Source organism: Moraxella sp. K1664, assembly GCF_039693965.1.
In the GTDB taxonomy this organism is placed as follows: Bacteria; Pseudomonadota; Gammaproteobacteria; order Pseudomonadales; family Moraxellaceae; genus Moraxella.
In genome coordinates, this window is sequence record NZ_CP155576.1 from 961,574 (window position 1) to 985,586 (window position 24,013).

A 24,013-nucleotide genomic window follows, 5' to 3' on the forward strand; every position below is an offset into this window, starting at 1 on the left:
GCGTGATGAGAATTATCATTCACTATGAATCATCGTGGCGAAATTCATTTTTGGACGGTAGTAACGATGAACCCTTGCCCAAAAAAGGGCGAAATTTTGTTGCTTCAATGACCGAGCTTGGCAAAGCAGAGAATTTTCATGCCCGAGCGGTAAGCCATAATACCGTCATGGGTGTGCTGTGCCGTTTGATTGGCGACCAACGAAAGCTCTATCAGGCTCGCCAAAGTGATGATTATTGTTTTGCCAATTTGGAAAATCAGATTAGTTTTGTAGATACGCCAAGCGTTATCAATCATGAGATTGCCTATATTCGCAATATGAAAGGCAGTACCGACCAGAACTCTTTTACAGGTATGATAAAGGTCAATGACCCCATATTTTTGTCGGATTATTCGGCGGAGTTTTGGGCGGTGCTGACATTATCGGTTGATGAATTATGCGACTTTATTATGAATGATGATAAAGTCATTCAATTACCGCCTGATTTTGAGTTAAGCCCTGTGCATATCTTAAATCAGTTGGCAGTGATTCAAAAGCTAAAACCTATCGCTTATGAAAATCATATCAAACAAGCGTCTGATAAGCTGACAAGTCATTTTGAAAAATACAAACCGCTCAATGCCAAGGGTTTGCAGTTGTTATTACCCATGTATTGTTCGGCATTGTATCTACAAATGCAACGCCTTGAAAAACGCTATGATATGAGTAGTGCCAAATCAAAAATGGGTGGTATTAGTGGCATTTCCAACAATGGCTTTACTTACAAAGACTTTATGGATAAATACACCACAGGGGCGAAAAAGCTGATTTATGGCAATCCCTATATCCGTGAAGAGTTTGCCCCAGGCGAAGGCAAAATCAACCACACCCTAACCAAAGCAAGCGGACAGCTTGAAATTCATTTGGATATTGACACCGAACAAGCCAAAACCCTAAAACAAATGATTGATAATGCAGGCGTGTCGTCATTTTATCTGGGCAAAAAGGGACTTGCTTATGTTGATGACATTCGCCTACGCTAAATAAGGATAATATGATGAAAGTGTATCAAGAGATTAACCTAATCCCAAACGATGACATACCGCCCTATGCGATATGGAGCAAGCTCTACAATCAGCTTCATATCGCCCTAGCAGACGTGGCAAATACACATGGTATTCGTACCATTGGTGTGGCATTCCCCAATTATCGCTATGTGGAGCGAGACGGCAAGACGTTTGCCACGCTGGGCAGTCGCTTGCGGATATTTGCCCCAAGCCGTGATGAGTTTGAAAAGCTAGACCTTGCCAAATGGTTTGACCGCTTGACCGACTATGTGCATATCAAAGCGATAGCGGACGTGGGCGAGCGTGCGACAGGCTATGTGGTGGTAGAACGCCAACAGCGAGCGGGTTTGCAAAAACAAGCCGAGCGATTTGCCGAGTTTAAAAATCTGACGGTGGAGCAGGCGTTGGAGCATTGTTTGGCGTACAAAAAACAGCCAAAGGCGTATCCGTTTATTGAGCTATTCAGCCAAACTAATCAAGTGCCGTATCGGCTGTATGTCAAACAAACAGTCGTGGATAAGGCGGTGGACGGCGAGTTTACGGTCTATGGTATGCACAATCAAGGCGGAGCGATGACGGATAAGGCAACTGTTCCACATTGGTGATTGAGTTTGGTTGTGCTAAAATAAGGGGTATGATACAGGTTTATGCCCTTTATTTTTTGACTATTTAAAAACTTGATAAAAATCAACTACTTATAACAAGGCTAAAAAACATTGGGTAAATGCCCAAAATATGGCTTTAAGTCTTGATATAAGTGGGTTTTATGTTGTATAATTCTAGTTCCTTATCGCATAGATAACTTAGAAATACGCTATTCAAAAACCCCCAAAACTCACTCAAGTTCCTTATCGCATAGATAACTTAGAAATAGATGCAGAGATTGGTGCATTACTAGGCTAACGTTCCTTATCGCATAGATAACTTAGAAAGATTGGTATTTTAATGCCCAAAAAGCCCCTGCAGTTCCTTATCGCATAGATAACTTAGAAAGCTAATCTCAATCGCTCTTTTGACAACTTTGACGTTCCTTATCGCATAGATAACTTAGAAAAATCATACCCCTGCTAACCCTTGCTATATAAGCTTCCTTATCGCATAGATAACTTAGAAACGATGACCTAGCAGATTATTTGCGAGATGATAGTTCCTTATCGCATAGATAACTTAGAAATTTGTACTGATGTTTACCGTAGCCTTTATGCTGTTCCTTATCGCATAGATAACTTAGAAATTACTGATAGCAAATTGGTGTTTGGTAGTACCGTTCCTTATCGCATAGATAACTTAGAAAAGTATCAAGAATTGGATAGGGGCAAGGCAAGGGGTTCCTTATCGCATAGATAACTTAGAAATTGTAAACTCTTAAATGAGAACAACACCCATTGTTCCTTATCGCATAGATAACTTAGAAAGTAAAATCCAACTCAAAACACAGTGCCATCAAGTTCCTTATCGCATAGATAACTTAGAAAAACGGATATTGTGCGTTTTAATCGCATAGAGGGTTCCTTATCACACAGATAACTTAAAATTGTATTGAACCGTATCGCAATACAACTCAATACAATCCACGCCGCACAGATAGCTTACAAAGCAAAAAAATGCTATAATAACCCACATTTTTCAAAGAATTAGGCGTATGCCAAAGGATTTTTATGAGCGAGCAACTTCCTACCAACGACTACAATGCCAGTAGCGTGCGAGTTTTGCGTGGACTAGAAGCGGTACGAGTCCGCCCTGGTATGTACATTGGCGACACCGATGACGGTTCGGGCTTGCACCACATGGTGTTTGAGGTGGTGGATAACGCCATTGACGAGGCACTCGCTGGGCATTGCGATGAAGTGCTGGTTACCATTCATGCCGATGAGTCGGTGTCGGTGTCGGACAACGGACGAGGCATTCCTGTGGATATTCACCCCGAGGAGGGCGTGTCGGCAGCCGAGGTTATCATGACGGTCTTGCACGCAGGGGGCAAGTTTGACGACAACAACTACAAAGTCTCAGGCGGTCTGCATGGCGTGGGCGTGTCGGTGGTCAATGCCCTGTCTAAGAAACTCACGCTCAACATCTGGCGAGACGGCTATGCCCACACCCAAGACTACACGGACGGCGTGCCTGATTTCCCCCTAAAACGCCTTGACAAAACCGACAAAAAAGGCACCGAAGTTCGCTTTTATCCAAGCGATGAGATTTTTACAGGGACGATTTTTGATTATGACATTCTTGCCAAACGCTTGCGTGAACTCTCCTTTTTGAACTCAGGCGTGCGTATTGTGCTGACCGATGAGCGAGACGGCACGCAACATATTTTTGAGCATAAAGGCGGTCTTGGCGAATTTGTCGGCTACATCAATGACGGCAAACAAACCCTAAACGACATTTTTCATTTTACCGCCCAAAGCACGGACGGCATTGGCGTGGAAGTCGCCTTGCAGTGGTCGGACAGTTATAACGAAAAGGTTTTGTGCTTTACCAACAACATTCCCCAACGAGACGGTGGTACGCACTTGTCGGGCTTTCGCTCGGCATTAACTCGCTGTCTCAACGCCTACATGGATAGCGAAAACATCGGCAAAAAAGAAAAAGTGGCGGTAACAGGCGATGACGCTCGTGAAGGGCTTGTGGCGATTGTGTCGGTCAAAGTACCAGACCCCAAATTTAGCTCACAGACCAAAGACAAGCTCGTATCTAGTGAAGTCAAATCTGCCGTTGAAACGGTCATGCACGAAAAGCTGTCCGAGTTTTTGTTAGAAAATCCAGCGTCTGCCAAGGCAATCGCAGGCAAAATCCTAGACGCAGCCCGAGCAAGAGAAGCCGCTCGCAAGGCTCGTGAGATGACACGCCGTAAGACCACGCTAGACATCGCAGGTCTGCCGGGTAAACTTGCGGACTGCCAAGAAAAAGACCCTGCCTTGTCCGAGCTGTACCTTGTGGAGGGGGACTCGGCAGGCGGTTCTGCCAAGCAAGGACGTAGCCGAAAAACGCAGGCGATTTTGCCCTTAAAGGGGAAAATCCTAAACGTGGAGCGAGCCCGTTTTGACAAAATGCTGTCATCTGCCGAAGTCGGCACGCTTATCACGGCACTCGGCACGGGCATTGGCAAAGATGAGTACAACCCTGACAAACTTCGCTATCACAAAATCATCATCATGACGGACGCTGACGTGGACGGCTCGCACATTCGCACGCTACTGCTCACGTTCTTTTTCCGTCAAACGCCTGAGCTTATCGAGCGTGGGCATATCTACATCGCCCAACCGCCACTTTATAAGGTCAAAAAAGGCAAACAAGAGCTGTACCTAAAAGACAATGACGCTCTAAAATCTTATCTCTTGTCGTCCACGATTGACGACAACCAACTATTTTTGAGCAAAGACACCCCTGCCATTCGTGGCGAGGCGTTGGAAAATTTATTGAATGATTATAGCCTTGCCCAAAACACCAAAAACCGCCTAAGCCAAAGATATCCTGCCAGTCTCATCGACGCCCTAACTTTTGTGCCAAAGCTAGAAAATGAGATGCTAAAAGATAAAGTGGCACTGCAAGCATGGGCGGATACATTGCTAAATGTGCTAAATGATAAGGCAAGCGAGCTGTCGCCACAGGTAAGTCTAGAACCTGTGGGCGGTGCGGACACTGAGACCGCCCAGACGTTTTTGCCAAAAATCACCATTTTTGTGCATAAACTGCCCCAGCATTATACGCTTGACCCCTTATTTGTCAATTCGGGCGAATATGCCAAATTGCTAAAATTATCAAGCACTTGGAACACGCTACTGACCGATGAGAGCTTTATCAGACGGGGCGATAAAGATTTTGCGGTGAAGGATTTTGACCATTTGTGGGAGCAGTTTATGGCAGAGGCTCGCCGTGGGCTTGCCATTCAGCGTTATAAGGGCTTGGGCGAGATGAATGCCGACCAGCTTTGGGAGACGACCATGGACCCCGAAAACCGCAATATGCTCAAAATCACGATAGAAGATGCCATTGAGGCCGACCGCTTGTTTAACTGCTTAATGGGCGATGAGGTTGAGCCAAGACGGGTGTTTATTGAAGAAAATGCGTTGAATGCGGATATTGATACTTGACGACTTAATGACAAGGGCGAGATATTCGCCCTTTTTCTAAATTGGCGATAACACACCGAAATTTATCAAACAAAATACCAAGGACAAACCATGAACACCTACCGCCTAAAAATATCCTTAGTAGAACCGCATTATCCCATTAACGAGTTGCACCGCATTGTCGAAGTGTCGGGCAACATCCGCTTTGACGAATTGCACCAAGAGATATTTAACCTGTTTGAACGCCATGACGAACATCTTTGGCAGTTTTTTATCGCTCGGAGCAAAATGGACAGTTTTAATAAACTGTTTAATGATTGTCATGAATACGTTCTACTAGATGACAGTTGGCAGTTGGCTGATGAGTTATTTGCCAGCGAAAATAAAATCCACCCCACATCGACCACGCTAGATGAGCTAAGTTTAGCCGAAAAAGAATACATCTATTATTGGTTTGATTTTGGTGATGATTGGCTACATCGCATTCGCATTGAAAAAATCACCCAAAGCGATGACTTAGACGGCTATCACTTTGCCGTCATCAAAGCCGTGGGCGAGATACCACCCCAATATGCCGATGAAATGGACGAGCTTGCCGATACACCCTTTGACCCAAATAACATCAGTCCTGAGCTGGATTTGGAGCTGTCTTTGTTGTCCGCCATGATGCTTATCGTGGGTGATCCGACCAATCCCACCCGCTTTGGCGATTTGGTGGAAGCAGGCATTGCCGATGAGATGCTAAAAAGAGAGCTTATCAAGCCTTGTGTGAGTCTCACGCACAGAGTGCAACTGACCGCCAAGGGCGAGAGCGAGCTTGTGCGGGCGATGGAGATGCTTGGGATTTGATTTTGGTATTTGGTATTAACATTTTCATAGAGACACACCATGACAACCACGCTATTTGCTACCGACTGGCACGCCCTAATAGACCCCAAACTTGATGATTTTATCGCCACAGGTACCATGGTGCTTGATGATGTGTTTGGTGCAGACGACTTGACCGCCTTACAAGCTGAGAGCGGATTTATAGACTACAAAGAAGCTCATCTTACCCATGGCGAGCGAGAAACCGCCATTCGTGGCGACAGCATTCGCTGGATTGATGAGACCTGCTCTGTGGGGTCGGCGTACCTTGGGGCGATTGACGAGCTTGGACGGTATTTTAACGCCACGCTATATACAGGCATTCGCTCATCAGAAGCCCATTATGCACGCTATCCGTCAGGCTTTGGCTACAAATGGCACTCGGACAACCCCAAAGGGCGAGATGAGCGGGTCATCTCTGCGGTGTTTTATTTAAATGATAACTGGACGGCGGACAATGGCGGTGCGATAACGGTGGTGGATAAAGTGGGCGAGACTACCCAGCTTTTACCACAACTTAATCGTCTTGTGGTGTTTGATAGCAATCTGTTACACCAAGCAGAAATTACCAATCGCACTCGGTTTTCTATTGCAACGTGGTTAAGACGTGATAACAGAGTTCTATAATGACAGATTAAAAAAATTATCAATCAATCTCATCAAATTTTAATTCATAAATTAGGTAATGGAAATTTAAAAGCCTATGAAATTTAAAAGCCTATAATGAAGCATCCTTTAATTAGGATTTGCTTATATTTATGACGGACACACAGGTGAGATTGTTGCCTATGTATGGGGCAGACGAAACCTTGCTACTGCCAAACAGTTAAGGTCAAAATTGATGAGTTTAGGTATAAGTTTTAACAAAATTGCTTGTGATGATTGGGATGGCTTTCTTGTTGCTTTTAAGCACTCTATCAAACAAGTGGGCAAACGCTTTACCGTTGGTATTGAAGGCAATAACACAAGGCTTAGAACCTTTGCTAGGCGAGCATTTAGAAAAACGTGTTGTTTCTCTAAAAACCCAACCAATCATCTTAAAGCATTTGACTTGGTGTTTCATTATATCAACCATGGGTGGGTGTAGCATACTTTTTGGACTGCTAGAAAGTTTTCTAAAATTATTGACATCATGCTAACCGCTCGTTATAATAAATTTTCTAAATTAACCAAAGAATTAATAAGGAGGTAGCCATGCTAGGCCGTTCACACAACTAAATTAATAGACAAACACCAGTTTGTGTAGTTAAGAAGCTTACCACTTACTTTACTATTTTTAAAATTTTAAAAATGGGTGGTAAGCTTTATTAATTTTAAAGGAATAATTCATGTACTATACATCAAAACAAATTAGCTTTGGAATATTAGATGATAAAAATTATGTTATATCATCTGGTAGTAAACAGGAATTAACTGCTGACATTAAGTTTTTTGATAAGTTGGTTGATTTGTGTGATTTTTGTCTAGATGGCAAAAAAGAAATCGATATCATAAACTTCATGAAAGCCAATGAAATTGATGAATATTGTTTACAGTACCTACTAAACAACAGATATATTTTACCTAAAAAAATTGATTTTAGTGATAGATATAGCAGGAACCATCTTTATTATGAAACCTTAGGTTATGATAGTGATTTAGTGCAAAAAGCAATATCTAGATCGCATATAGTATGTGTGGGTGCTGGGGGCATTGGCAATATTATATCTTATCTAACTGCAAGCCTTGGGGTTCAAAAAATAACTTTGGTTGATGATGATATAATAGAAAAAACCAATCTAAATAGGCAGTTTTTTTTAGAGAATGCGATATTGGTTGCAAAAAAGTCGATATAATAAAAAGAGAATTGGAAAACATAAATAAAAATCTAATCATAAATATTATATCTCACAAAATTTCACAAGAAATTTTAGAAAGCATTGAAAATATTGACTTGATAATTAGTTCGGCAGATGATGACTATTGCCTATCTTTGATGAATGAGTATTGTTGTCATAAAAAAATACCAATGGTTGGGGTGGGATATATTAATGATATTTCTACAATTGGACCATTTTATATTCCAGAACTCACATCTTGCTTGTATTGTAATAAGGATATTTATTTGGAAAGAACCAATTATGATGAAAAAGTTATTAGGATTAATAATGCCTATAAGGCTCCATCAACCATAGTAAATAATTTTTTTGCAGGAGCAATGATTTCATCAGAAATCATTAAATTCTTCGCTAAAGATTATGATGGTATGCTAAGTATTAATAATATTATTGGCATACATAATAAAACTTTTTTATTAGAAAAAATAAAAATAGAGAAATCCCCTAACTGTATTTATTGTGGCGGTGAATATCATGTATAAATACAAAAGATTAATTTTAAGCGAAGTATCCGTATCTTCGACCAGAATGCTCATCGGTGCATCTTCAACTATCTATATGATCATCAGTGGTTTGAGCTTGTATCAAGTTGGTATAATAAAGAGTTTTCAAGCCTTGATTATATTAGCCTTGGGGTTTATTGTAGGTCTAATATCCGACAGAATGGATAGAAAGTACCTTTATGTGTTGGCTGTATTCTTTTCTTTTATTTGGCTCTTATTAAGCTATATGGCGGGCAATAGCAATGGTAATAGTTTTGAATTGTTTTTTTTGGCAGAATTATTTAATGCGTTGTCGTTATGTGTCTTTCAAAATAATAATCATGGATACCTTGTAGATACTTATAATAGCCAATTTGATGATAATGATACTAAGAAGATTTTTGGAAAAAAGTCCTATCTTGAATTCTTATTCATGTCGATTGCATCTTTGATTGGTGGCGTGTTGTACCAGATCTTGAAGAGTGATTTATTTTTACTAACTTCAATCATGATGTTTATAGTTTTTATGTTAGGTACGTTTTATTTGCCTAATTGCAAAACAGCAATTGAGAATAACCCTTCATCAAAGATTTTTGATAAAAAATCTTTTGCCTTAATTTTTGAAAAATTTGAATTTTATAAAAAAAGTATATTTCTTTTTTTAATATTTAGTCTCTATTTTCAGATAATTATTCAATATTGGCAGATTATCATTGATATCTTTGATATGGTTAAGAGTAATGAATCTATATTAGGTTTGGTTTTATTTTTAATGATGTTAGTACAGTCTTTTTCTGGAAAAATTCTAGAAAAATATAACGTGTTTTCTGATTTTTATATTTTATCAATATTTTTCTTAGGATTGCTTTTTTGTATTATTTCTCTACAAATACGAGGATATTTAGGGTTGGTTCTATTTGTATTAGGCATATGTGCAAATATTTTCTCCATCAGATATTTAGTTACAGCCACCAATTCAAAAATACACGCCAATATTCCATCTTGTATTAGGGCTAAGTATGATATGGTTTTAAATACTGTTTTAAGATTACTAACAGCGTCTATGCTACTTCTTGTGGGATTTATTTCTGATAAATTTGGAGCGAGTGTAATAGTTTATTTTGGGTTGGTTCTAGGTGCAGTTAGTGCGTTTATAACTCTTAGAGTAAAAGACAAGAATGGTTAAAAATTAAGGGGCTGTAGTAGATTACACAATGTGATATACTAGGGCGTGCCTGCCCTTTATAACACTATTTACAATATAGAAATATTTTATAAATAAACTAATCGTTTTTGCATGAAAAATGGCTAAATCTTGTTTTTTATCGTCAAAAGCTCGTTTGATAGAACGACTATCAAACTTTGCTTTTTCCTTGAAAAACGTGCGATTTTTCGTGATTTTCATTGCAAATACAAAAGGCAGGCACGCCCTAATCACTCAAAAGAGTTTGTAAAAGACCACAACCACATCAACGGCATTGAAAATTTCTGGTCGCAAGCCAAACGAATACTTAAAAAATACAACGGAATTAACAAGAAATACTTTCATCTCTTTATGAAAGAGTGTGAGTTTCGTTTTAATTATGGTTTACCATCTCATCAGCTTGAAGTATTGAGAAAATGGTGTGAGGTTTAAGATTTATCTACCACAGCCCCAAAATTAAAGTTGAGTACTTTAAGGAACTCCCATGACCCCCACCTTATCCCTATCCACCACCCTATTAAAAGAGCTGTCCATTACGCCCAATGATTTTGACTGCCAAAATATCTTGGCAGAATATTTGGGCAACTTAGGCTTTGACTGTGAATTTTTGTATTTTGGCGACCCAAATGACAACGGCAAAAACGCCCAAATCAAAAATCTCTACGCCAAGAAAAAAGGAAGCGACCCCACCGCCCCCCACCTATGCTTTGCAGGGCATACCGATGTCGTGCCTGTGGGCGATGAGAGCCTATGGACGTATCCGCCTTTTTCGGCGACTGTGGCTGACGGCTATCTGTGGGGGCGTGGGGCATCTGACATGAAAACCGCCATTGCCTGTTTTTGTGTGGCGTGTGATGAGTTCATAAAGACTTGCCCCAACCACAAAGGCGATATCTCACTGCTTGTCACCGCAGACGAAGAAGGCGTGGCGATTAACGGCACGCACAAGGTGGTATTGGAGCTTGCCAAACGGGGCGAGCGTATGGATTATTGTCTGGTGGGTGAGCCGTCCAGCACAAGCGTGCTTGGCGATGTCATCAAAAATGGCAGGCGTGGTTCACTAAATGCCAAACTTATCGTAACGGGTAAACAAGGGCACATCGCCTACCCACATTTGGCAGTCAATCCCATGCACGAGCTTGCCCCCGCCCTTGCCGAGCTTGTGGCGTGTGAGTGGGATAGGGGCAACGACTATTTTCCTGCCACCAGTATGCAAATCTCCAACATAAATGGCGGTACAGGGGCGACCAATGTGATACCAAATGATGTGGAGGTGCTGTTTAATTTTCGCTTTTGCACCGAAAACACCGCCGAGAGCTTACAGGTAAAAACTCACGCCATTTTGGATAAGCATTTTGCCAATTCAAAGGCGACTTATGACATTGAATGGAGCTTATCAGGCGAGCCATTTTTGACCCCAAAAGGCGAGTTTGTGGATGCGGTGGTATCCGCCATCCACGACGTTACAGGCACGGACAGTAAGCTGTCCACATCGGGCGGAACATCGGACGGGCGGTTTATCGCTCCGATTATGAACGCCCAAGTGGTTGAGCTTGGCGTACTAAACGACACCATTCATCAGATAGATGAAAAAGTGGCGGTCGATGATTTGGAGAGATTAACGCTGATTTATGGCAAGATTTTGGAAAGGTTGATTGTGTGATGAATTTATAAATCGGCATAACAAAAAGGGCGAGTGTGAACCGCACCCCAAAAGTTAGACACACTAACCTTTGGGGTGCTTTTTATGGCAAAATACACAACCGACTTTAAACTGTCTGTGATTGGGTATTATCTTAATCATCATGGCTACAAACAAACCGCCAAACACTTTAATCTAAACCACACAACCGTAGAGCTATGGGTTAAACTCTATCAAGCACATGGCATTGATGGCATAAAAAGACGACACACAAAGGCTGTCTATGACACAGATTTTAAGCTTAATGCCGTTCAAGCCATACAACAGGGCAAATCGCTTACACAACTTGCCATAGAGCTTAATCTGCCACAACCTTCTTTACTGTCAACTTGGTTAAAGTCCTACCAAGCCTTTGGTATAATGGGACTAATACCCAAACCCAAAGGCAAAAAAGCAATGTCAAACAAACACAACGCTAATAAAACCAAATCAACTTGGAAAACCAAACAAGACCACGAAAAAAGTGTGGATGATTTGCTTGATGAACTTGCCTATCTTAGAGCAGAGAATGACTATCTAAAAAAGCTAGATGCCTTAATTCGTCAAAAGGAACAATCAGTACAAACAAAGAACAAGTCCTGATCATCCAAGAATTAAGGCATAAGCACAAACTTGCTGACTTATTGGCAGTGTCAAACTTGCCAAGAAGTGTGTTTTATTACCACATTCGTCAAAGTACAAAGCCTGACAAAGACCTTGACTTAAAAGAACACATTAACCACATCTACCACCAACACAAGGGCAGGTATGGTTATCGTAGAATCACATCAGAGCTTAACAATCAGCTTGCCCAAAAAGGCATGGTCATTAATCATAAACGAGTGCAACGACTGATGGCTAAACTTGGACTCAAAGCATTGGTTCGTCGTCAACGTAAGTTTAATACTTACAAAGGCACAATGGGCAAAGATACCATTCAGGACAATATACTCAAAAGAGACTTTAAAGCAGACAAACCCAATCAAAAGTGGGCAACAGACATCACAGAGTTTAAAGTACAAGACAAGGCAAATGATGGCAGTGTCATTCAAAGAAAACTCTACCTATCGCCCATCATCGACTTGTTTAATGGTGAGATTGTCAGTTATACGATGAAGGACAGACCAACGTATGAGTTGGTCAAAGAGATGTTAAATGATGCCCTATCCAAGCTAAGCCAAGAAAAGATGGATGACAAACCCATCATTCATTCAGACCAAGGCTGGCACTATCAAATGCACCAGTATCAACAAACCCTAAAAGAACAAGGCTTAACCCAAAGCATGTCAAGAAAAGGCAATTGTTTGGATAATGCTGTGATAGAGAGCTTCTTTGGTACGCTAAAACAAGAGATATTTTATGAGACAACCACATTTACATCAACAGATGAACTTAAACAAGTGATTGATGAGTACATACACTACTACAATCATGATAGAATAAAGAGCAAATTAAAAGGACTAAGTCCTGTTAAGTACAGAAACTTAGTCCAATTAGGGTTAATACAACCACTTGCAACAACCTAACCTTTAATCTTATGTCTAAGATTTGGGGGTCGGTTCAGTGATTCGCCCTTTTTCCTGATTTAAAAACCTACATCACTTAAACGACCAATGGCGAGCTTGCCAGTTGCCAAGAGCATCTTTGGTTGAGTAGCCTTTGACATGCGGTTTCACCACACGCACATTCACTTGATGATATACCCACACATTTGGTACGTCTTTGTCCAAAATCGCTTCAAGCTCATGATACACCTTGGCACGCTCCTCGGGGCTGTTGGCGGTGTAGGCGGTTTTTAGCAGGTTGTCATATTCGGCACTAGAATACGCCCCATAGTTGCCAGAACCTTTGGTTTTCATGACGTTTAAGAAGGCAGCAGGGTCATTATAGTCGCCACACCATGCCGCACGAGCCATCTGGTGTTCGTGGTTGCGGCGAGTGGCAAGGTAGGATTTCCACTCTTGGTTGTGTAGCTCAATCTTGATGGTCTCGCCAAGGGCTTCGTGCCATAAGGACTGAGCTGCTACTGCCACTTTTTTATGATTTTCGCTGGTGTTGTAGAGTAGCTCAAATCTCAAAGGATTTTGCTCATTGTAGCCTGCATCCGCCAGCAGTTGTTTGGCTTTGGCAATGCGAGCGGTTTTGTCAAGTTTTTGCCAATCGGGGGTGTAATTGGGGTTGTTGGCAGTAACTTTTGGGGTCATCTGATAGGCAGGGGTCTCGCCACGAGCCGCCACTTTTTCGGCAATCAGCTCTCTATCCATTGTCAAGGTCATCGCACGGCGAACACGCACATCATCAAAGGGTGGTTTGTTGACGTTCATTTCATAATAATACGAGCAAAACGATGGCGATGTTTTGACTTCATTTTTGTCGGCTTTGGCAAGAATATCGCTTGGAATGTCGGTATAAGTAACATCAATCTCGCCTGCTTGATAACGGGTGTAGTCTGTCTGCCCAGAATCAATCGGTAGTAGCACAAGGTTTGGAATGGCAACTTTGTCGGCATCATAATAATGGGGGTTTTTGGCAAGGACGATTTTTTCGCCCATGACACGCTCTTTGATGATGTATGGCCCATTTACCACGATGTTTTCAATTTTTGACCAGTCATCGCCCAATTTTTCTACCACATTTTTGGGAACAGGTCGCATGGCGGTATAGGTAAGCATATCAGGCAAAAATGCCACAGGCTCGGATAGGGTAATCTCAACGGTCTTATCATCAATGGCTTTCACGCCAAGCTCGGTGGGGGCTTTTTTGCCTTCGATGATGTCGCTTGCGTTCACAAACTTAGCGTCTGCCACATAGTTGGCAAAGTTGGCAGCCGTCTTTGGGTCAACCATACGCTGAAAACTAAACACAAAGTCATGGGCGGTAATCGGCTCGCCATTTGACCATTTGGCATCACGCAGTTTGAACGTCCACACCTTGTTGTCGGCACTCTCCCAACTTTCGGCAATGGCAGGTTCAAGATTGCCATCAGAATCTGTACTGACAAGCCCCACAAACTGCTGACGAGCAAGCCCAGACTCGGGCACGCCCCCTGTTTTGTGCGGGTCAAGCGAACCGACTTCGGCACCGTTGTTGATGATGAGCGTATCACGGTCGGATTTTGGGGTGGTCGTGTCCGCCTTGGTCTCGCTTGTCTTGTCGGCGGTATCGCCCGTTTGGGCTTGGTTTTGGGGCTGACTGCACGCCCCAAAAAATAGCGGTAAGCACACAGGCAGGGCAAGGACTAGGGATTTTTTGGAAAATTTAAAGGATTGGCTTGTCATGTCAGCTCCATCGTGATTTGCGATATGTCTTGATACACCCTATTATCAGGGCTTTTTATGCAAAGTCTAAATTCCATTATGACATATATCTTTATCATTTTGGCATATAAAATGGCTTGGTTCATCATGTCTGCACCAGACACGAAAAGCCATGCACTCACACATCCACCATCTGATAGACATCATACGCTGGCACTTCATAAGGATGAGCCGATTTGTAGGCACGCACCACGTCCATGAGCCTATCATCGGGGACGATGGTCTCAACCCGCCATTCGGGGACGTATTCTATCTTATCAATCTGACCGATGGCAGGGTTTGCCCCTTTTAAGGGTTTAAACTGCCCCACGCCAAGCACTTGCCAAGAGCAATGGCTATATCCGTCAAATTGCCCTGCCCCTGCGTTAAATAGGGCGGTCTTGACGTTTTCTAGGTCGGATTCGGGGATGTAGGCGATGAATTTGTACATGGTTTGCCCTAAAATGGGTTGTTGGCGATACCAAAAGCATGGATGATGTTTTTGATATGAGTCCTAAGTACTCTATCACAAAAGAGTGCATTGGGGCAAATCACTTTTGCCTTTTGTGGCAGTCAAGCCATCAAGCAAAATTGGGGCGTAGCTGATGCCTTATGACAGATGGAGAGCGAACTTATCCAAGCAAATGAGAATAAATAATAATTGATAATGGGGTGTGATTTTGTTATAGTATTATTTTTTTACGTCAAATCAAACAAGGAAAATAATGACCAAGTTAACCAAATTTTTTAGCGCACCATGGCTTAACCGAAATGAAGGTGTTCGCATGGCGGTTACGGGATTTTGGGTGTTAATTTTTATATCCTTTTCAAAAATTATCTATTCTTATTTGCCACTTAATCAAAATAATTGGGTATTAGTTTGGCTTATGATTTTTGTTTTAGGTTTTGGCATTAATTTTTTGGTAAATGCTTATTTTTCAAAACGTGATTATTCTGATGAACAATTAAAATGGTTTAATAAAATAGGTTATGGGTTGTTGCTAGTATTTACCTTGTTGTCTTTTGGCGTTATTTATTACAGTTAACACAATTGAATTTTACTACGGAAACCGTTCGCCACAAACTTGCCTGCGGGTAACGGTTTTTCGTATTATGGGCAGGCATAGCTTACCAATGGGCGTGTGCAACACGCCCCTACAAAGGCATTATTTAAAGAGATAAAATTGATATGAATTGGGGTTAATTTACCATAATGTACTATTATTGCTTTAAATATTTGGTTTGGGTTAAAGCTTGGCAAATGTGTGTCATGCTTTTTTATTGCCCTAATATTTGTTATAATGTTACCAACTTGACGGAGTGCAACCCAAAGTTGCCGAGATTGTGGTTATGCCACAAAATCCGTTGAACCTGATGCGGTTCGTACCGCCGTAGGAAATCAAGTTTTCAAAATCTTAAAAATTCTGTATATTATTGATTGATATCAATAATTCTTTTTCATCATAAGATTTTTGATGGCTTGATTTGTTTATTAGCCATTTAAAAAGGATATTATGATGAGCCAAATCGCAAATCAATCCCCAACCGAACTTATCAATCAACACGAACAGGACGCTAAGGATTTAACTCGTATCCTGCCTGCGTCCAAAAAGGTGTATGTGCAAGGCTCACGAGCGGACATTCGTGTGCCGTTTCGTGAGATTACGCTGACCGACACGCCCATAGGTCTTAGCCAAAATGGTAAACAGGACGGTTTTGAAAAAAACGAGCCGATTTTGGTGTATGACACATCAGGCGTGTATACCGACCCAAGCGTTCACATTGACCTAAATCAAGGCTTACCCAAACTGCGTGAGACGTGGATTGCCGAGCGTGATGATACGGACGTTTTGGACGGTTTGACATCGGATTTTGGTAAAGCTCGGCTAAACGACATTCGCACGGCGGACATTCGTTTTGCTCACATTGCCAAACCCAGACGAGCCAAACGTGGCAAAAACGTAACCCAAATGCACTATGCCAGACAGGGCATTATCACGCCTGAGATGGAGTACATCGCCATTCGTGAAAATGGCAAACAGCGTGATGGCGTGGATTTACGCCAACATCAGGGGGAGAATTTTGGGGCGAAAATACGAGAGATTACCCCTGAATTTGTGCGTAAAGAAGTGGCAGAAGGGCGAGCGATTATTCCGTGTAACATCAATCACCCAGAGAGCGAGCCGATGATTATTGGGCGAAATTTTTTGGTAAAAATTAACGCCAATATCGGCAACTCCGCCCTAGGTTCGTCCATTGATGAAGAAGTCGCCAAAATGACGTGGGCGACACGCTGGGGAGCGGACACAATTATGGATTTGTCCACAGGCAAAAATATCCACGAAACACGAGAATGGATTATCCGCAATAGCCCTGTGCCGATTGGGACGGTGCCGATTTATCAGGCGTTGGAAAAGGTAGGTGGCGTGGCGGAGGATTTGACGTGGGAGATTTTTAAGGATACGCTCATTGAGCAGGCAGAGCAGGGCGTGGATTATTTTACCATTCATGCAGGGGTGCTACTGCGTTATGTGCCACTCACCGCCAATCGCTTGACGGGCATTGTCTCTCGGGGTGGGTCAATCATGGCACAGTGGTGCTTGGCTCATCACAAGGAGAATTTTATTTATGAGCATTTTGATGAGATTTGTGAAATCGCCAAAGCCTATGACGTGGCGTTTAGTTTGGGCGATGGGCTAAGACCAGGCTGTATTCAAGATGCCAATGATGAAGCTCAATTTAGCGAATTAAAAACGCTTGGCGAGCTAACCAAACGCGCGTGGGAGCATGACGTACAAGTGATGATAGAAGGGCCAGGGCACGTTCCCATGCACATGATTAAAGAAAATATGCAGATGCAACTCACGCATTGCCACGAAGCCCCATTTTATACGCTAGGGCCTCTGACGACTGACATCGCCCCTGGCTATGACCATATCACCAGTGCGATAGGGGCGGCGATGATTGGCTGGTATGGTACGGCAATGCTGTGCTATGTTACGCCAAAGGAGCATTTGGGTCTGCCCAACAAAAAGGACGTAAAAGACGGTATCATCACTTACAAAATCGCCGCCCACGCCGCCGACCTTGCCAAGGGACACCCGCTTGCCCAAGTGCGTGATAATGCCTTATCTAAGGCACGGTTTGAGTTTCGCTGGGAAGACCAGTTTAACCTTGCCCTAGACCCTGACACAGCAAGGGCAATGCACGATGAGACCATGCCAAAAGAAGCCCATAAATCGGCACATTTTTGCTCAATGTGTGGTCCAAAGTTTTGTTCGATGAAAATCACGCAAAACGTGCGAGAATACGCTCGTGGCATGGACGAGATGAAGGATAAGTATAAAGAAGGGGGCAGTCAGCTTTATCGGGTGGTGTAGTGATAGATTGCAATAAGGAAAAAGGGCTTAGGGTCAATCATCGCCCCTAGCTCTCACCTTGCTTATCGCATTGTGTCCGTCATCACTTATCATCAGATAGACTTCGCAGTTTTTGGGGCGGACGGCAAGCTCAAATTCTCTAAATTTTATCATGTTAAACAGGCGTGGACACTCGCCCCCATGATAGCCAAGCATAAGTTGCCACATGAGCATACCCAGCCACATACCATGCGTAAAGACCACATAAGTACCGTCTGGTAAGACATCAAACACATCACGCACCGCCTTAACACGCTCTGCAAGGTTCACAAAATTATCGGTCGTGGGGCTGTCGGTGTGGGCTTTGTCGTTAGTTACCCAGTAGTCGTCCGCCATTTTGACGATTTGGGGCAGGGTTAAATCCTTGATATGCTCATAATCTAGGTAATTAAACTCCCGCAAATCATCAATCTGCACAGGAGTCATGCTCGTCCTATCCAAATAAGGCTGTGCCGTCTGGTGCGTGCGAATGTAGGACGATACAAAGACCTTATCAGGCGTGGGGACGTGTGTGATGAGCCAGTCCGCCACGTCTGTGGCTTGGGTCTGTCCGAGCTTGGTAATGGCAATCTCGTGGTTTGGGCGAATGGCGTGTCCTGCGTTGGATTCGGATTGGGCGTGGCGGATTAGGTAGAATTTTTTCATGGTGTTTGGTTTTGGACTTATCTTTGATTTTGGGGGCTAGCAGTATGATGATTGTAGCGTGATTATTGTAAAAATGCAATGAATGGGCGTGGGTTTGGGCGGTGCGTGGTGTGTATTTATGACTGAACAAAAAACCAACGCCATGTTGGATTTTTTGTTGCTTTGAAGTAGTTTGTACGCTGTTTTGGCATTATTTTGCTGTTAGCATTCTAAATCCTGCATAACCCACAAAAACAAAAATGCTAACTGCCAATAACTGCCCTACACTTATGGATTTGCCTATGATAAGTCCATAAATCAACCCAACAAAAACAACCCCGACCCACAACACCGCAAGCCCTGCAAATATCATTCGCCACGCCCTGCCAAATACGCCCAATTCATGAAGTGGCGTAAATTGCTTGGGTAGGATAATGTCGGTATTAAAAATAGCGATGAGTATTAGCATTATATTTATAAGGGATAAAACAATGGCTTTGCCATTTTGAATATTGCCTTCTGTCATTATTTTTACCATAAATAGAATATAAATAAGAGCGATAAGACAACGGATAATGCTAAATTTCATGGTATTTTCCAAGATTATTCAGTTGGGCGTAGAGTACATATCACGCACCTTTTATACAATAAAATAACCCAAATTTGATAATTTCACAAGGGAGAATTGCAATTTACTTCCTGTCAATTTATCCAAAAACCTTATCTATTAAAAATACCTAAAAACATATTGGTGCGTATTACGCACCCTACCATACTATCAGTTTGTCATCGCTGATAAAGGCTATATAGGTCTTGAACACAAAGGACTTATATAGCCTTTATCAAAAAGCACAAAAACAAACCCCAAGACAAAGAGATAACACAGATTAACAAAGCCATTGGTAAAAGACGTATCATCATAGAACACATCAATGGCAAATTAAAAGTGTTTAAAATACTAAGCACCACCTACCGCAACCACCAAAGAAGGTTTAACCTAAGGGTGAATTTGATTGCGGGGATTGTGAATAAGATGGTTTAGTTTCGCAAGGGGTCTATTGATTATTTTTAAGTTACAGGGGTGAATTGTAATTCTCCCCTGTAAAAATTAATGACTTATATAAAGTTGAGAGTGAAATTAAGATTCTCAATCATTATGGAATAGACTATTCTTTGGTTGTTTGTCAATATGCTCCTTACAATCTTTATGATTTTTTGATATATCTCATGATATGCCCGTGCAATAGATTAGCAATTCTTTTGCTGAAATACATAAAAATACTCATAATAATCAAATATATATAAATTGATATCTGGGTATTTATATAAACAAAACCCATAAATACATATACAATGCATATCAGTAGTAGATAAAATAAGCTATTGCTCATAAATAAATTTCCTTTTCTTTTCTAAATAGCCCACCTGCAAAACCCCTCCCATGCTAAAATACCTCAATGAACTACGAAGCATCCACACACTTATCTGATGAGAAGTTTAAACGCTTAATTGGCGTTGAGCGAGAAGTCTTTAACAGCATGCTTGCTTGTTTAGAGCAAGCACAAGCGACCATACACAAAAAAGGTGGTAGGCGTAGAGTGCATATCACGCACCTTTTATACAATAAAATAACCCAAATTTGATAATTTCACAAGGGCGAATTGCAATTTTCCCCTACAAATTTATCCAAAAACCTTATCTATTAAAAATACCTAAAAACATATTGGTGCGTGTTACGCACCCTACCATTACTGAACCTCTTTCAAGTAGTTTAACAACCATGACTATTCTCCTACTGAGTTAATTTTAATAAGATAAGGTATTTTCTTATCTCGTACTTTTTTACCAAAATCTTCGTAATATTCTGTGCTGTATGTTAAACATACCAAATCACCTTGTTTGGCATTTTTTAACATTTTTTTATTTTCTTGATAGAGATCAGATTTTGATTTTGCAAGATTTGCATTTCTGACAAAATGCAACTCCTTACCATGATTATTTTTAATTGAAAAATAATCAATGTTTCTATTTCTAGGGTCATCAGAATCAGGGGAGGAATACAAATCAATCAAATGTCCACACTCATCTTTTGACGCTGATTGGAGTTTTTTTGTTTCATTGGGTTTTAAGTAGAAATAATAAACAGCAGAGAAAAATAAAGCCATCACAACAATAAAAATGATTTGCTCTTTAAAAGACTGCACAAGATGTTCTGTTGAGCCGTATTCTGGTTCTTTTGACATATAGTTTATTCCCAGTAATTGGCAGTAACACCAAACTTTAACTTAGCGTAATTAAATGCTGTCATTTTGCTTGCTCCTTATCTTTGCTAAAAATTAAATCAATATAGATAAAAAATATGATAAAAATCCAAAATAAATCTACATACCCACTTTTTCTTTCAAAGTGTTTTTTTACTCTACCTATATCACTCTTTGGCGTAGAAACATAGATAATTTCTTGGGTCGTTTGGTTGACAAACTTACCTCTAAGGATAATAACATCATTAATATTATTATTCTTTCTATCTGTAAACGAGACAATACTCACACCATAACCAGTAAAATCATAGCCAAAATTTTTTTATCAGAGCAAAGGGCATTTTCTGTGCCAACAAACTCGCCACATTTTGCACTATATGCCCTACCATGATTATCCCTGACATAGACTCTTGCAACTTTTTTATTATTGACATTATAAGACAAACCATCAGGTAGGGTAATTGGAATGTGTTTAGCACCCTGCACAACATTAGTAATGGGCTTTATAGATAAAATGATTGGTATGGGTAATAAAATAAAAAATAACCGTATTCTATTCTTTCTCATCTTAAAACTACACTCATTATCAAATTAACTAGTGGTAGGCGTAGGGTACATACCACGCACTTTTTTTATACAATAAAACAACCTAAATTTGATAATTTCACAAGGGCGAATATCATTCGCCCCTGCACGTTCAAATTTTAAAATATATCTTTATTGGGTTCTGGTTCAAAAAGTATGCTACAAGGAAAACCGTTCGTGGTGAGCTTGTCGAACCATAACGGTTTTCCTGCCCTTCGACAGGCTCAGGGTGAACGGAAAACCTAGTTCAGCATACTTTTTAGACTACTACCCTTTATTGAATATCTTTCATTTAAAAGCGTGTGATACACACCCCACAAAATGCCTAATTCTCCACTTTTTCTGCTTTTTCCACACGCTCCACGCCTATCCCCACCACACTCAAAAACCCCTTTGGCAATGCTCCGCCACGCCCTGCACGTTTGCCCTGATAGCTTGCCCAGTCGGCAGGTTTTAGGGTAAGTGTACGCTTATTGGTGCGAATGATGAGATTGTCCGTGTCAGCTAAGGCACACACTGCCACCAGCGTTTCGTTGTCTTTTAGGCTCATGAGTTTGTTGCCCTTGCCCTTTGCCAGTACGGGCAATTCATCACGGTTAAAGATAAGCAGATTTCCGCCACTACTCACCACCGCAATGTGCGTGGCGTTGTCCACAGGGGCAAATGGCAACAGGGTCGCCTCGCCCAGATTGACCACCGCTTTACCTGCTTTTTGGGCGGTGTCTAGCCCTTTGGTGTCGGTGATAAAGCCATAGCCTTGACTGCTGGCTAGGATAATGGGATAACTGCCAAATAGGGCTTGCTCAATTTTTACGCCATTTACCAAATTAAGCATACTGCTAATCGGCTCACCCTGCCCACGAGCGGACGGCAGACTTGCCGTGTCTAGCCCATAGCTACGCCCCATGTTGTCAAGCATGATGAGTCGCTCCCCCGTCTTGCCAAGGGCGTGCGTGGCGTACTCATCGCCTGTGCGAAAGTTTAGGGCGACAGGGTCAATCTCATGCCCTTTTGCCATGCGAATCCAGCCTGCCTTTGAGATGATGACAGTTACGCTCTCGCTCGGGGTCAGCTCGGACGCTTTGATGGCGACAGACTCTTCACGCTCCACGACAGGCGATTTGCGTTTATCGCCATGCGTTTTCATGTCGGCGGTTAGCTCGTCTATGAGTAGGTTTGTTAGGCTATCGGGGTTATTCATTTGCTCGGCAATGATAGCTCGCTCTTTTTGTAATTCATCTTGTTCGGCATTGAGTTCAATCTCTTCTAATTTGGCTAATTGGCGAAGTTTGATGTCAAGAATGGCGTCCGCTTGGGTATCGGACAGCCCATAACGGCTCATCAAGACCGCCTTGGGGTCGTCTTCGGTGCGAATGATGTGAATGACTTCATCAATGTGCAAATACGCAATGAGCAAACCTGCCAAGATGTGCAAGCGTTTGTCAATCTTATCAAGGCGGTTGGCAAGTCGTCTTAGCACCACACTACGGCGTGATGAGAGCCACTCGGATAGGATTTGTTTTAAATTTTTGACTTCGGGTTTGCCATTTAGTCCAATCATGTTCATATTGACCCGATAGGACGTTTCTAGGTCGGTCGTGGCAAACAGATGAACCATGATTTTGTCAATCTCAACCTTGCCCCGCTTAAACTCAATGACAATACGGCAAGCGTTCTCGTGGTCGGATTCGTCATTGATGTCATTGACCCACGGCAGTTTTTTGTCGGTCATGAGTTTGGCAATCTGCTCAATGATTTTTGAGCCTGAGACTTGATAAGGCAAAGCGTCTATGATGACGGTGTTTTTGTCTTGTTTATCAATGTGATAAGTCGCTCGCATTTTGTAATTGCCACGCCCTGTTTCGTACATTTTGACAAGTTCATCTTTTGGCGTGATAATCTCGGCAGATGTCGGCAAATCAGGGGCAAGCACCGTTTTGCATAGCTCGGCTGTGCTGATGTCGGGGTTTTTTAGGAGCTTGATACACGCCTTGACGGTCTCGGTGAGATTGTGGGGCGGAATGTCGGTCGCCATACCCACGGCAATGCCTGTGGTGCCGTTTAGTAAGATGTTTGGCAAGCGAGCAGGGAGCGTGGCAGGCTCGCTCATCGTGCCGTCAAAGTTGGGGATAAAATCCACCGTACCTTCGCCAAGCTCGGATAACAGAGTGCTGGCGTAATTGCTCATCTTGGCTTCGGTGTATCGCATGGCGGCAAAGGATTTGGGGTCGTCAGGACTGCCCCAGTTGCCTTGCCCCATAACAAGCGGATAGCGGTAGCTAAACGGCTGTGCCATAAGCACCATGGCTTCATAGCACGCTGTATCGCCGTGGGGGTGATATTTGCCCAGCACGTCGCCCACGGTGCGGGCGGATTTTTTGGGCTTGGCGGTGTGGCGAAGTCCTAGCTCATTCATGGCGTAGATGATACGGCGTTGGACTGGCTTTAAGCCGTCAGCGATGTGCGGTAAGGCTCTGTCCATGATGACGTACATGGCGTAATTTAGGTAAGCAGATTCGGTAAATTCGGCAATGGAGCGGGTGTCAAAATCGGTTTTCATGGTGTGGTGTCAATAAAAATTTGGGGTATTGTAGCAAA

22 protein-coding genes, 3 pseudogenes, 1 CRISPR repeat array and 1 riboswitch are annotated in these 24,013 nt (G+C 42.2%); of the genes and pseudogenes, 16 read left to right on the top strand and 9 right to left on the bottom strand.

All coding sequences use genetic code 11. The features are described from left to right. The first annotated feature begins 5 nt into the window (after positions 1-5). The 12 genes and pseudogenes from cas5fv to AAHK14_RS05015 all read left to right on the top strand — a co-directional run bounded on the left by cas5fv (position 6) and on the right by AAHK14_RS05015 (position 12,756). A complete protein-coding gene (gene cas5fv, locus AAHK14_RS04960; protein ID WP_065256781.1) occupies positions 6-1,022 on the top strand; it encodes a type I-Fv CRISPR-associated protein Cas5fv in 1,017 nt (338 codons plus the stop codon). A 14-nt stretch (positions 1,023-1,036) separates the two neighbouring features. Continuing rightward, positions 1,037-1,651 (top strand): type I-F CRISPR-associated endoribonuclease Cas6/Csy4, encoded by a 615-nt coding sequence (gene cas6f, locus AAHK14_RS04965; RefSeq protein WP_065256780.1) that lies wholly within the window; start codon positions 1,037-1,039, stop codon positions 1,649-1,651. Between the two features lie 177 nt (positions 1,652-1,828). Then, a CRISPR array of direct repeats spans positions 1,829-2,581; the repeat unit is 28 nt; unit sequence GTTCCTTATCGCATAGATAACTTAGAAA. Positions 2,582-2,704: 123 nt separating this feature from the next. After that, complete coding sequence (gene gyrB, locus AAHK14_RS04970) at positions 2,705-5,140, top strand: DNA topoisomerase (ATP-hydrolyzing) subunit B (RefSeq protein ID WP_065256779.1); 2,436 nt, start codon at positions 2,705-2,707, stop codon at positions 5,138-5,140. A 90-nt stretch (positions 5,141-5,230) separates the two neighbouring features. Beyond that, positions 5,231-5,968, top strand: coding sequence for a hypothetical protein (locus AAHK14_RS04975; protein WP_065256200.1), 738 nt, complete (start codon positions 5,231-5,233; stop codon positions 5,966-5,968). Between the two features lie 39 nt (positions 5,969-6,007). Further along, positions 6,008-6,613 (top strand): 2OG-Fe(II) oxygenase, encoded by a 606-nt coding sequence (locus tag AAHK14_RS04980; protein WP_065256199.1) that lies wholly within the window; start codon positions 6,008-6,010, stop codon positions 6,611-6,613. 142 nt (positions 6,614-6,755) lie between these two features. Then, positions 6,756-7,073: pseudogene (locus tag AAHK14_RS04985) on the top strand (IS1 family transposase); the annotation flags it as partial. Between the two features lie 412 nt (positions 7,074-7,485). Next, positions 7,486-8,345: pseudogene (locus tag AAHK14_RS04990) on the top strand (ThiF family adenylyltransferase). After that, positions 8,338-9,531: an MFS transporter gene (locus AAHK14_RS04995; protein ID WP_065256197.1), complete on the top strand. Its 1,194-nt coding sequence runs from the start codon at positions 8,338-8,340 to the stop codon at positions 9,529-9,531. The pseudogene AAHK14_RS04990 and the gene AAHK14_RS04995 overlap by 8 nt, the downstream one beginning before the upstream one ends. 246 nt (positions 9,532-9,777) lie before the next feature. Next, a pseudogene (locus tag AAHK14_RS05000) lies at positions 9,778-9,981 on the top strand (transposase); the annotation flags it as partial. A gap of 52 nt (positions 9,982-10,033) precedes the next feature. Continuing rightward, positions 10,034-11,212: a succinyl-diaminopimelate desuccinylase gene (dapE, locus tag AAHK14_RS05005; protein WP_065256195.1), complete on the top strand. Its 1,179-nt coding sequence runs from the start codon at positions 10,034-10,036 to the stop codon at positions 11,210-11,212. Between the two features lie 84 nt (positions 11,213-11,296). After that, positions 11,297-11,833, top strand: a complete 537-nt coding sequence (locus AAHK14_RS05010) for a helix-turn-helix domain-containing protein (protein ID WP_065256690.1) — start codon at positions 11,297-11,299, stop codon at positions 11,831-11,833. Positions 11,834-11,835: 2 nt separating this feature from the next. Then, complete coding sequence (locus AAHK14_RS05015; RefSeq protein WP_264753555.1) at positions 11,836-12,756, top strand: IS3 family transposase; 921 nt, start codon at positions 11,836-11,838, stop codon at positions 12,754-12,756. Positions 12,757-12,828: 72 nt separating this feature from the next. On the opposite strand, the gene AAHK14_RS05020 is transcribed toward AAHK14_RS05015, so the two are convergent. From AAHK14_RS05020 to AAHK14_RS05030, 3 genes are read right to left on the bottom strand one after another with little or no spacing between them, the layout of a single operon-like run. Next, positions 12,829-14,508 carry a peptide ABC transporter substrate-binding protein gene (locus AAHK14_RS05020; protein ID WP_065256289.1) on the bottom strand — a complete coding sequence of 560 codons (1,680 nt, stop codon included), beginning with the start codon at positions 14,506-14,508 and terminating at the stop codon, positions 12,829-12,831. Next, positions 14,505-14,669 carry a hypothetical protein gene (locus AAHK14_RS05025; RefSeq protein WP_156471092.1) on the bottom strand — a complete coding sequence of 55 codons (165 nt, stop codon included), beginning with the start codon at positions 14,667-14,669 and terminating at the stop codon, positions 14,505-14,507. Before AAHK14_RS05025 ends, AAHK14_RS05020 begins: the two co-directional genes overlap by 4 nt. Further along, positions 14,666-14,977, bottom strand: coding sequence for a hypothetical protein (locus tag AAHK14_RS05030; RefSeq protein WP_062501215.1), 312 nt, complete (start codon positions 14,975-14,977; stop codon positions 14,666-14,668). The genes AAHK14_RS05025 and AAHK14_RS05030 overlap by 4 nt, the downstream gene beginning before the upstream one ends. Before the next feature lie 274 nt (positions 14,978-15,251). On the opposite strand from AAHK14_RS05030, the gene AAHK14_RS05035 reads away from it, so the two are divergent. Then, entirely contained in the window at positions 15,252-15,572 is a 321-nt protein-coding gene (locus AAHK14_RS05035; protein ID WP_065256288.1) for a hypothetical protein, read from the top strand. Positions 15,573-15,832: 260 nt separating this feature from the next. Next, positions 15,833-15,942: riboswitch (TPP riboswitch) on the top strand. Positions 15,943-16,043: 101 nt separating this feature from the next. Further along, positions 16,044-17,906 (top strand): phosphomethylpyrimidine synthase ThiC, encoded by a 1,863-nt coding sequence (gene thiC, locus AAHK14_RS05040; RefSeq protein ID WP_065256287.1) that lies wholly within the window; start codon positions 16,044-16,046, stop codon positions 17,904-17,906. A 33-nt stretch (positions 17,907-17,939) separates the two neighbouring features. On the opposite strand, the gene AAHK14_RS05045 is transcribed toward thiC, so the two are convergent. Both AAHK14_RS05045 and AAHK14_RS05050 read right to left on the bottom strand, forming a co-directional pair. Continuing rightward, entirely contained in the window at positions 17,940-18,590 is a 651-nt protein-coding gene (locus tag AAHK14_RS05045; protein WP_194092760.1) for a histidine phosphatase family protein, read from the bottom strand. Between the two features lie 190 nt (positions 18,591-18,780). Then, positions 18,781-19,158, bottom strand: coding sequence for a hypothetical protein (locus AAHK14_RS05050; RefSeq protein ID WP_065256285.1), 378 nt, complete (start codon positions 19,156-19,158; stop codon positions 18,781-18,783). Between the two features lie 243 nt (positions 19,159-19,401). On the opposite strand from AAHK14_RS05050, the gene AAHK14_RS05055 reads away from it, so the two are divergent. Both AAHK14_RS05055 and AAHK14_RS05060 read left to right on the top strand, forming a co-directional pair. Further along, entirely contained in the window at positions 19,402-19,611 is a 210-nt protein-coding gene (locus AAHK14_RS05055) for a transposase family protein (protein ID WP_083108432.1), read from the top strand. A gap of 415 nt (positions 19,612-20,026) precedes the next feature. Continuing rightward, a complete protein-coding gene (locus AAHK14_RS05060) occupies positions 20,027-20,212 on the top strand; it encodes a hypothetical protein (protein WP_156065149.1) in 186 nt (61 codons plus the stop codon). A 141-nt stretch (positions 20,213-20,353) separates the two neighbouring features. Here the strand turns inward: AAHK14_RS05060 and AAHK14_RS05065 are convergent, their stop codons facing one another. From AAHK14_RS05065 to parC, 4 genes are all read right to left on the bottom strand, one after another. After that, positions 20,354-20,812 carry a hypothetical protein gene (locus AAHK14_RS05065; RefSeq protein ID WP_346818233.1) on the bottom strand — a complete coding sequence of 153 codons (459 nt, stop codon included), beginning with the start codon at positions 20,810-20,812 and terminating at the stop codon, positions 20,354-20,356. Between the two features lie 61 nt (positions 20,813-20,873). Continuing rightward, positions 20,874-21,119 carry a hypothetical protein gene (locus tag AAHK14_RS05070; protein WP_194092791.1) on the bottom strand — a complete coding sequence of 82 codons (246 nt, stop codon included), beginning with the start codon at positions 21,117-21,119 and terminating at the stop codon, positions 20,874-20,876. Continuing rightward, a complete protein-coding gene (locus AAHK14_RS05075; RefSeq protein ID WP_194098893.1) occupies positions 21,116-21,397 on the bottom strand; it encodes a hypothetical protein in 282 nt (93 codons plus the stop codon). The genes AAHK14_RS05070 and AAHK14_RS05075 overlap by 4 nt, the downstream gene beginning before the upstream one ends. Positions 21,398-21,740: 343 nt before the next feature. Next, the gene (gene parC, locus AAHK14_RS05080) at positions 21,741-23,975 is read right to left on the bottom strand and encodes a DNA topoisomerase IV subunit A (protein ID WP_065256034.1); all 2,235 of its coding nucleotides are present in this window, start codon (positions 23,973-23,975) and stop codon (positions 21,741-21,743) included. Positions 23,976-24,013 lie beyond the last annotated feature (38 nt).

Coding starts and splice junctions, on each gene's coding strand:
- dapE (WP_065256195.1), top strand. CDS start 10,034: ATGACCCCCACCTTATCCCTATCCACCACCCTATTAAAAGAGCTGTCC.
- gyrB (WP_065256779.1), top strand. CDS start 2,705: ATGAGCGAGCAACTTCCTACCAACGACTACAATGCCAGTAGCGTGCGA.
- AAHK14_RS05010 (WP_065256690.1), top strand. CDS start 11,297: ATGGCAAAATACACAACCGACTTTAAACTGTCTGTGATTGGGTATTAT.
- cas6f (WP_065256780.1), top strand. CDS start 1,037: ATGAAAGTGTATCAAGAGATTAACCTAATCCCAAACGATGACATACCG.
- AAHK14_RS05050 (WP_065256285.1), bottom strand. CDS start 19,158: ATGAAATTTAGCATTATCCGTTGTCTTATCGCTCTTATTTATATTCTA.
- AAHK14_RS05035 (WP_065256288.1), top strand. CDS start 15,252: ATGACCAAGTTAACCAAATTTTTTAGCGCACCATGGCTTAACCGAAAT.
- cas5fv (WP_065256781.1), top strand. CDS start 6: ATGAGAATTATCATTCACTATGAATCATCGTGGCGAAATTCATTTTTG.
- thiC (WP_065256287.1), top strand. CDS start 16,044: ATGAGCCAAATCGCAAATCAATCCCCAACCGAACTTATCAATCAACAC.
- AAHK14_RS05065 (WP_346818233.1), bottom strand. CDS start 20,812: ATGTCAAAAGAACCAGAATACGGCTCAACAGAACATCTTGTGCAGTCT.
- AAHK14_RS05075 (WP_194098893.1), bottom strand. CDS start 21,397: ATGAGAAAGAATAGAATACGGTTATTTTTTATTTTATTACCCATACCA.
- AAHK14_RS04995 (WP_065256197.1), top strand. CDS start 8,338: ATGTATAAATACAAAAGATTAATTTTAAGCGAAGTATCCGTATCTTCG.
- AAHK14_RS05060 (WP_156065149.1), top strand. CDS start 20,027: ATGAACTACGAAGCATCCACACACTTATCTGATGAGAAGTTTAAACGC.
- AAHK14_RS04980 (WP_065256199.1), top strand. CDS start 6,008: ATGACAACCACGCTATTTGCTACCGACTGGCACGCCCTAATAGACCCC.
- AAHK14_RS05030 (WP_062501215.1), bottom strand. CDS start 14,977: ATGTACAAATTCATCGCCTACATCCCCGAATCCGACCTAGAAAACGTC.
- AAHK14_RS05020 (WP_065256289.1), bottom strand. CDS start 14,508: ATGACAAGCCAATCCTTTAAATTTTCCAAAAAATCCCTAGTCCTTGCC.
- AAHK14_RS04975 (WP_065256200.1), top strand. CDS start 5,231: ATGAACACCTACCGCCTAAAAATATCCTTAGTAGAACCGCATTATCCC.
- AAHK14_RS05045 (WP_194092760.1), bottom strand. CDS start 18,590: ATGAAAAAATTCTACCTAATCCGCCACGCCCAATCCGAATCCAACGCA.
- parC (WP_065256034.1), bottom strand. CDS start 23,975: ATGAAAACCGATTTTGACACCCGCTCCATTGCCGAATTTACCGAATCT.